The sequence below is a fragment of the Propionivibrio sp. genome, from assembly GCF_029255185.1.
Lineage (GTDB): Bacteria > Pseudomonadota > Gammaproteobacteria > Burkholderiales > Rhodocyclaceae > Propionivibrio.
In genome coordinates, this window is record NZ_JAPUVO010000063.1 from 26,458 (window position 1) to 37,952 (window position 11,495).

Below are 11,495 nucleotides of genomic sequence, written 5' to 3' on the forward strand. Positions count from 1 at the left end.
CACTCCCAGGATTTTCGGGCATTCAGTCGAGCACGTGCGACACCATCCCGTCGGCCAGCTTCGGTTCGAACCAGGTCGATTTGGGCGGCATGACTTCGCCAGCGTCGGCGACGGACATCAGCTCGGTCATCTGCGTCGGGTGCATGGCAAAGGCAACGGCCATTTCGCCGCTGTTGACGCGTCGTTCGAGTTCGCCGAGACCGCGAATACCGCCGACGAAATCGATGCGCGTATCGCGGCGCAGGTCGGCAATGCCAAGAATGGGAGCGAGGATCTGCTCGGAAAGCACCGAAACATCAAGCCGGCGAACCGGGTCTTGCACTGGCACGAGTTCGGGGCGAATGGCCAGGTGATACCAGCGTCCGTCGAGGTACATGCCGAAGGTGCCACTGCGCTCCGGCGTAACGGCGCCGGCCGAGGCGGTGACGGTGCAGCGCTCGCCGATGGCTCTGAGGAGGTCAGCGACTGAGTGGCCGTTGAGGTCGCGAACGACACGGTTGTAGTCCATGATGCGCATCTGCCGTGCCGGGAAGATCACCGCCAGGAAGTATTCGGCTGACTCCGGGCGCCCCTTGCCGCGCCGGGCGGCGGCGACGCGCGAGGCCGCCGCCGAGCGGTGGTGACCGTCGGCAATGTAAAGGCTGGGCAGGGCATCGATGACGGCGCTAATGCGTTCGATGGCGTTGGCCTCGTCGATCAACCAGATGCTGTGACGAATGCCGTCATCGGCCATCACATCAGCCACTGGTGTGCTCTTGGTGGCGGCGGCGATCAGCTGTTCGGCCTCCTCGCTATCCGGATGCGCCAGCAGTACCGGCCCCGTCTGTGCATTGAGAGCCTCGATCTGGCGAACGCGGTCGTCTTCCTTATCAGGCCGGGTGAATTCGTGCTTGCGGATGCGGTTGGCGTCGTAGTCAGCGACCGAGGCCGAGGCGATCAGACCGGTCTGTGTGTGCTCTCCCATAACCAGCCGGTAGGCGTAGTAGCAGGGCTTAGCGTCGCGGAAGAGGATGCCCGCGTCAATCAATTTTTTGAGATTTTCAGCCGATTTGGCATAAACCTCGGGGGCGTAATGGTCGACTTCCGGTGGCAGGTCGATTTCGGCCTTGGAGATGTGCAGAAAGGAGTAGGGTTTGCCGACAGCCCGCTGACGTGCTTCATCGCTGGAGAGAACGTCATAGGGTGGCGCGGCGACCGCAGCAGCATCTTCGCTGCGCGGACGCAGGCCGGTGAACGGACGGATCAGGGGGCGGTGGGTCATCAATTGTCTCTCCCAGGTTGATTAACTTATGGAACCGCTTTCAACGCAGAGAGCGCAGAGGCGCAGAGTACGCAGAGATTGTTCCTTGGTTTTCTCCGCGTCCTCTGCGCTCTCTGCGTTGAAAGCGGTTTGGTTTTTCATTGTTTTCGTTTCGACAGTACATTGCGCAACTGTTGGTCGGCGGCAAGCAGCATGGTTTCAGTGCCTTCCCAGTCGATGCAGGCGTCGGTGACCGAGCAGCCGTATTTGAGTTGCGTCAGGTCTTCGGGAATCGGCTGGTTGCCGGCGACCAGGTTCGATTCGATCATGACGCCGACCAGCGACGTGTTGCCGCTGCGAACCTGATTCACCACATCGGTCATGACCAGCGCTTGCAGTTCCGTTTTTTTGTAGCTGTTGGCGTGCGAACAGTCGACGACGATGTTGGGCGGCAACCCGGCTTTGAGCAGCGCCTGTTCGGTCATCTGCACGCTTACCGTGTCATAGTTGGGGCGGCCTTCGCCGCCGCGCAGCACGACATGGCCATAGCGGTTGCCGCGTGTGCGCACAATCGACGTGTGGCCTTGACTATTGATGCCGAGGAAACTATGCGGTCGGGCCGCCGAGAGGATGGCGTTGATGGCGATGCCAACGTCACCATTGGTCCCATTTTTGAAACCAACGGGGGTCGACAGGCCGGAGGACATCTCTCGGTGCGTCTGCGATTCGCTGGTGCGCGCACCAATGGCGGTCCACGCAATCAGATCGCCCAGATACTGCGGTGAAATTGGGTCGAGTGCCTCGGTGCCGGCTGGCAGGCCAATTTCTGCGACATCGAGCAGAAAGCGGCGTGCTTTCTTCATTCCCTGATCAACGTGGAAGGAGTCGTCCATGTCTGGGTCGTTGATGTAGCCCTTCCAGCCGGTTGTCGTGCGCGGCTTCTCGAAATACACGCGCATGACGACTAGTAGCGTCTGGCTCACCGTATCGGCCAGCACTTTGAGGCGGCGCGCGTAGTCAAGGCCGGCCACCGGGTCGTGGATGGAGCACGGGCCGACGACGACAAACAGGCGCTTGTCCTTGCGTTCCAGTATGTTGCGCAGCGCTTCGCGGCCTTGCATCACCGTGCGCGTAGCAACCTGCGAAAGCGGCAGAAAGGCGTGAATCGCCTCGGGCGAAGGCATCGGGTCGAAATCGAGAATATTGACGTTCTCGATATCGGGTTTGATGATGGTTTTGTCGGTCATGGTTTCAATTGCCTCAACAGATCCTTGACTGCGGCAACGCGATCAGCCAGCGTTGGCGAGTGCCGTTTAAGCGACAGTTTATCCTGTCCGGCGAGCCTGTAGTTTCTGTCCTTCTGGATCAGGTTGATGATGCGGATCGGTTCGATCGGGGGATTGGGCTCGAAATGCACGACGATATGTTCTGACGTGGCGTCCAGCTTGATGATGCCCAGTGGCTTACAAAGCAGGCGCAGGCGGTGACTGTCGAGCAGCGACTGCGCCTGCGGCGGTAGTTCGCCGAAGCGATCCACCAGCTCTTCATGCATGTCCGTGATGTCGTCGATCGATTGACCGTTGGCCAGCCGTTTATAGAGCGTCAGGCGTTCGTGTACGTCCGGCGCGTAGTCGCTGGGCAGCAGCGCCGGAGTGTGCAGATTAATTTCGGTGGCGATGTCGAGCGGTTGCGAGAGATCCGGGGCTTTGCCCTGCTTGAGCGCGGAAACGGCGCGGTTGAGCATTTCAGTGAATAGATTGAAGCCGACTTCCTTCATCTCACCCGACTGGCTCTCGCCAAGCACTTCGCCGGCGCCGCGAATTTCAAGGTCGTGCATTGCCAGGTAGAAACCGGCGCCGAGCTCGTCCATCATCTGGATGGCTTCAAGACGTTGCCTGGCCTGTTTGGTCAGCCCGGAGTTTTCATTGACGTCGTTGTGCGTTAGCAGATAGGCGTAGGCCTGGTGGTGCGAACGGCCGACGCGGCCCCGTAACTGGTGCAACTGGGCGAGGCCGAATTTCTCGGCGCGGTTAATGATGATGGTATTGGCGTGCGGATTGTCAATCCCGGTTTCGATGATCGTCGTGCACAACAGCAGGTTGGCGCGTTGCTGGGTGAAATCGCGCATCACCCGTTCGAGTTCGCGCTCGTTCATTTGCCCGTGGCCAACGACGATATGCGCTTCGGGCAGCAGCTTGCTCAGCTTCTCGCGCATGTTTTCAATGGTGTCGACCTCGTTGTGCAGGAAGTACACCTGGCCGCCGCGCTTGAATTCGCGCAGCAGTGCTTCGCGGATAATGCCGTCAGAAAATCGTGAAACGAACGTCTTGATCGCCAATCGCTTTTGCGGCGCGGTGGCGATAACCGAGAAGTCGCGTAGTCCCTCCAGCGACATACCCAGCGTGCGCGGGATCGGCGTGGCGGTCAACGTCAACACATCGACTTCGGCGCGCAAGGCCTTGAGCGCCTCCTTCTGACGCACGCCGAAACGGTGCTCCTCGTCAATGACAACGAGGCCAAGGCGGGGGAACTTTACATCCTTCTGCAGCAGCTTGTGGGTGCCGATGACAATGTCAACACGACCTTCGGCCAACTCCTTGAGCGCCAGCGTTGTTTCTTTTGCCGTCTTGAAGCGCGAGAGCTCGACGATCTTCACCGGCCAGTCGCTATCAATCTGCGCGAAGCGGTCGCTGAAGGTCTGGAAGTGCTGCTCGCAGAGCAGGGTGGTCGGGCACAGTACGGCTACTTGCTTGCCTCCGGCTACCGCACAGAAAGCGGCGCGTAGCGCGACTTCGGTTTTGCCGAAGCCGACATCGCCACAGACTAAGCGATCCATCGGGCGGCCTGATTTCATGTCGTCGATCACGGCGTTGATTACCGCCGCCTGATCGGGGGTTTCTTCAAAGCCAAAGCCGTCAGCAAAGGCATCGTAGTCATGAAGCTTGAATTCAAAAGCATGGCCCTGGCGTGCCGCGCGCAAGGCATAGAGCGCCAGCAGTTCGGCAGCGGTGTCGCGCGCTTGCATGGCGGCGCGACGTTTAGCTTTTTCCCATTGCGGTGTGCCGAGCGTGTGCAGCGGTGCGCTGTCCGGGTCCGGACTGGAGTAGCGCGAGATGAGTTGCAGTTGCGCCACCGGCACATAAAGCTTGGCCTCGTTGGCGTAGTGGAGTTCGAGAAACTCCATGTCTCCTTCGCCAAGGTCGAGGTGCACGAGTCCCTGATAGCGGGCGATGCCATGCTGTTCGTGCACCACCGGGTCGCCGACCTTCAACTCGGTGAGGTCGCGCAACCAGTTGTCGAGCGAGGCCTTGCGCTGCGCCGCGTGCCGGGTACGTCGCGCCGGGCTGCCCGCGTAGAGCTCAGTTTCGGTGATGAAAGCAAATTGGGCGAGGCGGAAACCATCATGTAGCGGCGCGACGCCCAGCGACAGTTTGCTGTCGCTGGTGAGGAAACCGGTCAGATCGGCACTGGCGTCAGGCTTCAGGCCGTAGTCGGCAAACAGTCCGGCGAGGGTTTCGCGCCGCCCGGCTGATTCGGCAAGCAGCAACACGCGGCCGGGAAAGTCGCTGATAAAGGCTTTCAGGCTGGCGAGCGGGTCGTCGGCGCGGCGGGCAACAGCTACCGGCGGCAGGGCACCGGCCGGCCCATCGGGTCCGGCGGCCAGGATCAAGCGGGCATAGGGTTTGGCGGCGCTGAAGAAAGATTCTTCGTCGAGGAAGAGATTACCCGGCGGCAACAGTGGCCGGCTGCGTTCGCCAGAAAGCATGTCGTAGCGTGATTTGGCGTCGCGCCAGAAGGCACGGATAGCCTCGGGCACATTGTTGTGCAGGCAGATTACCGTGTCTTTGGGCAGGTAGTCAAAGAGCGTTGCCGTTTCTGCAAAGAAGAGTGGCAGCCAGTATTCGATGCCGGCTGACGCGATGCCATTGGATACATCCTTGTAAATTCCTGAGCGCGCCGGGTCGCCCTCGAAAATCTCGCGGAAGCGCTGGCGGAAATGCGCGCGGCCCTGATCGTCGAGCGGAAACTCGCGCGCCGGCAGCAGACGGACTTCCGGCACCGGGTAGAGCGTGCGCTGGGTGTCCACGTCGAAGGTCTTGATGCTTTCGATTTCATCGTCGAACAGGTCAAGGCGAAAAGGTAGCGTCGAGCCCATTGGAAAAAGGTCGACCAGCCCGCCGCGTACCGAGTATTCGCCCGGCGCGACAACCTGGGTGACGTGGGTATAACCGGCCAACGTAAGCTGGGCGCGGAAGCTATCGGCATCGAGTGTCTCGCCCTTCTTCAGGAAGAAGGTATAGGCTGCCAGATAGGCCGGCGGCGCAAAGCGGTAAACCGCCGTCGATGCCGGCACCAGCAGCACGTCGCATTCGCCGCGCAAGACGCTATAGAGTGTCGCCAGACGTTCCGAAATGAGGTCGTGGTGCGGCGAGAAACTGTCGTAAGGCAGCGTTTCCCAGTCCGGCAACAGGCGCACGCGCAGGCCAGGCGCGAACCACGGGATCTCGTCAAGCAGGCGCTGGGCATCGTTTGCGCTGGCCGTGAGAACGGTCAGCAGTTTGCCCCCCGCCAGTTGCGCAACGTGCAGCGCATCCGCCGAGCCGGCGAAGGTTGGCAATTGCGTGCGCTCGCCGGCCTTGAACGCGGGCAGGGGCAGCGAGAGCAAGGCAGCGGGCGCTTCGAGAACGGGTTTAGCTTGAGGCACGAGGGGCGCTATGGGCAGTACAGAAAAGCCGGATATTATAGCCGATCAGGCCAGACCGACATTTTCAGCCTGAATCCGCGTTCAGTTCTATGGCATAATACGAAGCCAGTGACCGAGACACGGAGAGTACATGAAACGAGTTGTCTTTAATCAAAAGGGCGGAGTTGGCAAGAGCACCATCGCTTGCAATCTGGCGGCGGTTGCCGCGGCTGCCGGCAAGCGCACCCTGGTGATAGACCTGGATCCGCAAGCCAACTCCAGTCGCTATCTGCTGGGTGATGCCGTAGACGAGTTGCAGCTCTCCGCAACCGAATTTTTTGACCAGATGCTCAACTTCAAGCTACGTCCGAAGACCACGCAAGAGTTTATCGTCGCCACGCCTTTCGCCAACCTGTCGGTACTGCCGGCCCATCTCTCGCTCGAGGAATTGCAGGCGAAGCTGGAGTCGCGCCACAAAATCTACAAGCTGCGCGATGCGCTCGACGCCCTGGATGACTACGACCAGATCTGGATTGATGCGCCGCCGGCGATGCACTTCTACACGCTTTCGGCGCTGATCGCCGCCGACGCCTGCCTGATTCCTTTTGATTGCGACGATTTTTCTCGCCGCGCCCTCTACACATTGCTCGAGAACGTCGCTGAAATCCGCGCCGACCATAACAAGTCGCTGGTTGTCGAAGGCATCGTGGTCAACCAGTTTCAGCCGCGCGCCAAGCTGCCCCAGCGTCTGGTGCAGGAGTTGCGCGACGAAGGTCTCCCCGTGCTCCACACCATGCTCTCCTCCTCGGTGAAGATTCGCGAATCACACGAACTGGCGAAGCCGATGATTTATTTCGATGCGCAGCACAAACTAAGCCGCGAATTCACGGCGCTATACAGCGAACTCGATCGATTAGCCTGATTTGGCTGCGATCAGGGCGATGTGCTTGAAGCCACCTTGAAGTGCCTGGCAAACCATTGTGCTGCTTCGCCAGCGGCAACTTGAAACCCGGTGGAGGTGGCGTAGTCGATGCCAATTTCAGGGGTCAGCTTGAGTTCCTTGAGGCAGTTAACTTCCTGCAATGCCCGGCGGTTGCTGGCGATGTGCTGTTCGTCCGTTTCTTCAACGAGTAGCAGCAGCGGTGATTTCAGCGAGCGCAGGTAGAGCATTCCGGCCAGGTCGATCAGACCGCCACGGCAGACGATGGCGGCAATGTCGTGATCGCGCAAGGCGGCCACACGAACGACGACTGGCGATGTGGTATTGGCAGCATAGAGGCCGATCGGTTGACTTTCGAGTTCGCCCAGCAGCATCCGGTTTTTCAGCAGGCCAAGGAAATCGAGCAGGCGCCTGGCTAGCAGGGGGATATTGTTGTGTGCATCAGCGAAACGTTCTTCCTGCCGGGACAGCAGGTCAACACTTAACGTCGACAGGCCAGCATGGCGGAAGATGTCGGCCAGGACATTTTCTCGGGCGTCCAGCGCCATGGCCGCATGTGCCAGCACGACAAGGCCGCGAGCCTCAGGCAGCAAAGCCAGTTGCCCGTGCAGCTGGCCATGTTCGGATGGTACGGAAATGGGTATGTCGAAACCGTCCGGCGTAATGCTAATCATCGTCGTTCCAGCCTGACCGGGATGCGCTGGGCGCCGAAAGGCTTGTCGAATTTGCCGAAGCGCCCGGCGATCCGGGTCTGGCAATGCGGGCAGCGACCATCGTCCGGCAGGTCATAACGGAGGATGGCGTGCCAGTCGCGTTCGATCAGTGCGGCGTGGCACGTTGGGCAGAAGGTGGTGCCACCTTCGGTGTCATGTACATTGCCGGTATAGACATAGCGCAGGCCGGCGTCAATGGCGACGCGGCGGGCATGGGCCAGCGTCGATGGTGGCGTGCGCGGCAAGTTGTCCATTTTCCAGTCGGGATGGAAGGCCGTGAAGTGCAGCGGGACATCCACACCCAGCTCGCGCGCGACCCAGTCGGAGAGCGCCTTGATTTCGCCGGCTGAATCGTTCTGGCCGGGGATGAGCAGGGTGGTGATTTCCAGCCAGCAATCGGTTTCGTGATGGATGTAGGCCAGCACATCGAGTACCGGTTGCAGGTGCCCGCCACAGAGTTTGACGTAAAACGCGTCGCTAAATGACTTCAGATCGACATTGGCGGCATCCATCACGGCGTAGAATTCCCTGGCCGGTTGCGGGTGAATATAGCCGGCGGTGACGGCCACGGTTTTTATGCCGCGCGTTCGGCAGGCCAGCGCGGTGTCGATGGCGTATTCGGCGAAGACAACCGGATCGTTGTAGGTGAAGGCCACCGACTGGGCGCCGTAGGCCGCCGCCGCGCCGGCGATGCCCTCCGGGCTGGCTGCATCCATCAGGCGATCCATGTCCTTGGACTTGGAGATATCCCAGTTCTGGCAGAACTTGCAGGCGAGGTTGCAGCCGGCAGTACCAAAGGACAGGATGGCCGAACCTGGATGAAAATGGTTGAGCGGCTTTTTTTCGATCGGGTCGATGCAAAAACCCGAAGATCGACCGTAGGTCGTCAGCACCATCTGACCGTCAATGTTCTGACGAACAAAGCAGGCGCCACGTTGGCCTTCGTGCAGCTTGCAATCGCGTGGGCAGAGATCGCACTGGATGCGGTTATTTTCGATGCGGTGCCACCAGCGTGCCGGATACGCTGACTCAGGGATTTTTATGTTTCTTTCCATTTTTTCACCCTATAGCGAGCGAGGCTTATTTCCTCGTCCCAGAAATCGGCCGGCAAACCGGCCTTAAGTTTGAGTTGAGCCATAAATCGTCGGGGTTCGGGTAGCGATTCCCAGACCTGCGGCAAAAAGGTAGCGCGCCGATGGCCATGGGTCAGGATCAGGCCATCGACGCCCGGATGCAGATGGGCGATGGCGTCGGACTCGTCGGTAAAATTGATGGCTTGCGCGGTCTCGAGCAGCGAGACCTCGACGCGGGTGCGTGCCAGTTCGTCACGGCTCAATGGCGGAAAACGCGGGTCGCGAAAAGCGGCGGCGATGGCGTTTTCGGCGACATCGGTGGCCAGCGGACGGAAAGGTTCGAGGCTACCAATGCAGCCGCGCAGTTGCCCCTTTTGCGTCAGGGTGACGAAGCTTGCGCCAGGCTGTGAAAGCGCGTCATGCGGTGCTACGGCGCTCGACTCCAAGCCGAAACGCAGGCCAATGGCGTTGCGTGCGATACTCAGCAGAGCCTGGCCAAGCGGATCAATGGGCATCTTGAATAGCCTCATGAAAAGCGAAAGCCGCGTAGCCGACCACGCGTGCCTTGTCGCCGGCTGTATCGCCCGAATTGCGCAGGTCGAGTAATTGTCCCTGCAAGCCATGGCGACGGGCGGCGAGCAACAGGCCATTGAGCGGTGTGGCGCCGCACGCCTGCTGATGATTCACCGGATCGAGATCCAGAATTTGCCCTGCCGTTTTCGCATCAATCTGCCGTGCGGCCTCGTAGGGCAAATAGTGCGAGAGGTCGGAGCTGATGACGATCAGGGTTTCGTCCCCACCCCATACGCGTTCCAGCACCTCAGCAACGGCTTGCGCTGTCGCCTGACCAACGGCCAGCGGCAGCAAGGAAAACTCGCCGAACACCGCTTGCAGGAAGGGTAGCTGTACTTCCAGCGAATGCTCCTGAGCGTGCGCGGCATCACTGACGATGACCTGGGGCAAGTCAGCAATGGCGGCCACCGCCTGTTGATCGACCGGAACGATGCCGAGCGGGGTGGAAAAGGCCCGGCTAGACGACAGCGCCAGACCATCGACGGCATACCGGTGCGTCGGGCCAAGCAGAACAACGCGCCGAATCACGCCGCGCAGTGCGGCGAGCGGTGCGTAAATGCTGGCCGCAACCGGCCCCGAATAAACATAGCCGGCGTGTGGAACAATGATCGCCTTTGGCCGCCGTAACTGATCCTGGGGCGCGGCAGCCAACATCCGCCCGACCTCTCGCGCCAAGACAAGATCGGACTCGGGATAAAACATGCCGGCGACAGCGGCAGGGCGAACACTCGAGTTCATCACAGGATTACTCCCCTTTCAATTTCATTATCGGTTGGCTGCCAGTAAATGCAAGAGGCGTTTCCGTTAGAATGGCGCCATGCCACGTCATTACGCCATTGTCCCAGCCGCCGGTAGCGGCGCGCGCTTCGGTTCTGAAGTGCCAAAACAGTATCTTGAACTTGCTGGCAAGCCGCTGATCCATCACGCGCTCGCTGTCCTTTGCCGCTACGAGCGGATTGAACGCGTCTGGGTCATCCTGTCGCCGGGGGACGCCTGGTGGGAGACGTATGACTGGACGGAACTCGGCACTAAACTGCAGGCCCATTTTTGTGGCGGTATAACTCGCGCCGAAACTGTGTCGAATGGCCTGGCAGCCGCGGCCGGCATTCTGACTGACGAAGACTGGGTGCTGGTGCACGATGCGGCGCGTCCCTGTCTGTCACAGGACATGCTTGCTGTGTTGTGTGATGAACTGGCCGACGATCCGGTCGGTGGCCTGCTGGCGATTCCACTGGCCGACACCTTAAAACGCGCCGATGCGCAGCAGCGGGTCGCTGCGACCGAGCTGCGCGATGGCCTGTGGCAGGCGCAAACCCCGCAGATGTTTCGCTATCGCGTGCTGCATGAGGCGTTGGCCGGAAACTTTGCGCTCACCGACGAGGCAAGCGCCATCGAAGCTGCAGGTTTCAAGCCCCGTCTGGTACGTGCCGACGCGACCAATCTCAAAGTGACTTTTCCCGCTGATCTGCGTCTGGCGGAGCTTATTCTTCAGGGGAGAAGCGAATGATTCGTGTCGGGCAGGGCGGGGATATTCATGTGCTGCTTACCGGGCGCAGGCTGATCATTGGCGGCGTCGATATTCCCCATGAACGCGGCCTGCTCGGCCATTCTGATGCCGATGTGCTGGTGCATGCAGTTATCGACGCACTGCTTGGCGCGGCCGGGCTGGGCGATATCGGCCGCCATTTCCCGGATAACGACGAGCGCTATCGTGGCGCTGACAGCCGGATACTGTTGCGCGCCACCCGCGAAATGCTTGCCCAGGCCGGTTGGCGCATCGTCAACGTCGATTCGACGATCAACGCGCAGCGCCCGAAAATGGCGCCGCATATTCCACAGATGGTGGCTAACCTCGCTGCTGATCTGCAACTGCCAACAGATCGCGTCAATGTAAAGGCAAAAACCGCCGAAGGCCTAGGATTTGTCGGGTGTGAAGAAGGGATTTCTGCCGATGCGGTAGCGCTGATCGAAGCTTAGGTCTGAAATCCACGGCGCTACGATAGGCGAAATGCATATCATCAAATTTTAAGACGTGTCAATATATGACTATATTCTAATGGTTCTGATCCCTTTTTCTAGCGGTAGAACAAATTTACCCTGACGGGATTGCTGACTCGCTTGACACGGGCCGACTAATGGGAGGCCCCTTTCCTCAACGCCTAATGGTGATTATAAAATCAGAACCTTAGCGCGGCCGCTGGCCGCAACCAAAAGGTGCCGCTCCCGACGCCGGCGGATTGAATTTTCGAGGACAATATCCTCAACCTCACGA

10 protein-coding genes are annotated in these 11,495 nt (G+C 60.0%); 3 read left to right on the forward strand and 7 right to left on the reverse strand.

Going from position 1 to position 11,495, the window contains the following annotated elements:
* Nucleotides 1–22: 22 nt before the first annotated feature.
* The 3 genes from Q1J43_RS02895 to mfd all read right to left on the reverse strand — a co-directional run bounded on the left by Q1J43_RS02895 (nucleotide 23) and on the right by mfd (nucleotide 5,906).
* Complete coding sequence (locus Q1J43_RS02895; RefSeq protein ID WP_301100838.1) at nucleotides 23–1,261, reverse strand: DUF1015 family protein; 1,239 nt, start codon at nucleotides 1,259–1,261, stop codon at nucleotides 23–25.
* Between the two features lie 137 nt (nucleotides 1,262–1,398).
* Complete coding sequence (locus Q1J43_RS02900; RefSeq protein WP_301100839.1) at nucleotides 1,399–2,487, reverse strand: 3-deoxy-7-phosphoheptulonate synthase; 1,089 nt, start codon at nucleotides 2,485–2,487, stop codon at nucleotides 1,399–1,401.
* Nucleotides 2,484–5,906: a transcription-repair coupling factor gene (gene mfd, locus Q1J43_RS02905; protein WP_301100850.1), complete on the reverse strand. Its 3,423-nt coding sequence runs from the start codon at nucleotides 5,904–5,906 to the stop codon at nucleotides 2,484–2,486. The genes Q1J43_RS02900 and mfd overlap by 4 nt, the downstream gene beginning before the upstream one ends.
* Before the next feature lie 169 nt (nucleotides 5,907–6,075).
* On the opposite strand from mfd, the gene Q1J43_RS02910 reads away from it, so the two are divergent.
* Complete coding sequence (locus Q1J43_RS02910; RefSeq protein ID WP_301100840.1) at nucleotides 6,076–6,846, forward strand: ParA family protein; 771 nt, start codon at nucleotides 6,076–6,078, stop codon at nucleotides 6,844–6,846.
* 11 nt (nucleotides 6,847–6,857) lie between these two features.
* On the opposite strand, the gene Q1J43_RS02915 is transcribed toward Q1J43_RS02910, so the two are convergent.
* Genes Q1J43_RS02915 through amrB form a run of 4 tightly spaced genes read right to left on the reverse strand, consistent with a single transcriptional unit; the run spans nucleotide 6,858 to nucleotide 9,964 of the window.
* Complete coding sequence (locus Q1J43_RS02915; protein WP_301100841.1) at nucleotides 6,858–7,538, reverse strand: hypothetical protein; 681 nt, start codon at nucleotides 7,536–7,538, stop codon at nucleotides 6,858–6,860.
* The gene (gene amrS, locus Q1J43_RS02920) at nucleotides 7,535–8,632 is read right to left on the reverse strand and encodes an AmmeMemoRadiSam system radical SAM enzyme (RefSeq protein WP_301100843.1); all 1,098 of its coding nucleotides are present in this window, start codon (nucleotides 8,630–8,632) and stop codon (nucleotides 7,535–7,537) included. The genes Q1J43_RS02915 and amrS overlap by 4 nt, the downstream gene beginning before the upstream one ends.
* The gene (gene amrA, locus Q1J43_RS02925) at nucleotides 8,617–9,165 is read right to left on the reverse strand and encodes an AmmeMemoRadiSam system protein A (protein ID WP_301100845.1); all 549 of its coding nucleotides are present in this window, start codon (nucleotides 9,163–9,165) and stop codon (nucleotides 8,617–8,619) included. Before amrA ends, amrS begins: the two co-directional genes overlap by 16 nt.
* Nucleotides 9,155–9,964: an AmmeMemoRadiSam system protein B gene (gene amrB, locus Q1J43_RS02930; RefSeq protein WP_301100847.1), complete on the reverse strand. Its 810-nt coding sequence runs from the start codon at nucleotides 9,962–9,964 to the stop codon at nucleotides 9,155–9,157. The genes amrA and amrB overlap by 11 nt, the downstream gene beginning before the upstream one ends.
* Nucleotides 9,965–10,040: 76 nt before the next feature.
* Here amrB and ispD point away from each other — a divergent pair, with 76 nt between their 5' ends.
* Both ispD and ispF read left to right on the forward strand, forming a co-directional pair.
* A complete protein-coding gene (gene ispD / locus Q1J43_RS02935; protein ID WP_301100848.1) occupies nucleotides 10,041–10,730 on the forward strand; it encodes a 2-C-methyl-D-erythritol 4-phosphate cytidylyltransferase in 690 nt (229 codons plus the stop codon).
* Nucleotides 10,727–11,200: a 2-C-methyl-D-erythritol 2,4-cyclodiphosphate synthase gene (gene ispF, locus Q1J43_RS02940; RefSeq protein ID WP_301100849.1), complete on the forward strand. Its 474-nt coding sequence runs from the start codon at nucleotides 10,727–10,729 to the stop codon at nucleotides 11,198–11,200. The genes ispD and ispF overlap by 4 nt, the downstream gene beginning before the upstream one ends.
* Nucleotides 11,201–11,495 lie beyond the last annotated feature (295 nt).

Coding starts and splice junctions, on each gene's coding strand:
- Q1J43_RS02895 (WP_301100838.1), bottom strand. CDS start 1,261: ATGACCCACCGCCCCCTGATCCGTCCGTTCACCGGCCTGCGTCCGCGC.
- Q1J43_RS02900 (WP_301100839.1), bottom strand. CDS start 2,487: ATGACCGACAAAACCATCATCAAACCCGATATCGAGAACGTCAATATT.
- Q1J43_RS02910 (WP_301100840.1), top strand. CDS start 6,076: ATGAAACGAGTTGTCTTTAATCAAAAGGGCGGAGTTGGCAAGAGCACC.
- Q1J43_RS02915 (WP_301100841.1), bottom strand. CDS start 7,538: ATGATTAGCATTACGCCGGACGGTTTCGACATACCCATTTCCGTACCA.
- amrS (WP_301100843.1), bottom strand. CDS start 8,632: ATGGAAAGAAACATAAAAATCCCTGAGTCAGCGTATCCGGCACGCTGG.
- amrA (WP_301100845.1), bottom strand. CDS start 9,165: ATGCCCATTGATCCGCTTGGCCAGGCTCTGCTGAGTATCGCACGCAAC.
- ispD (WP_301100848.1), top strand. CDS start 10,041: ATGCCACGTCATTACGCCATTGTCCCAGCCGCCGGTAGCGGCGCGCGC.
- ispF (WP_301100849.1), top strand. CDS start 10,727: ATGATTCGTGTCGGGCAGGGCGGGGATATTCATGTGCTGCTTACCGGG.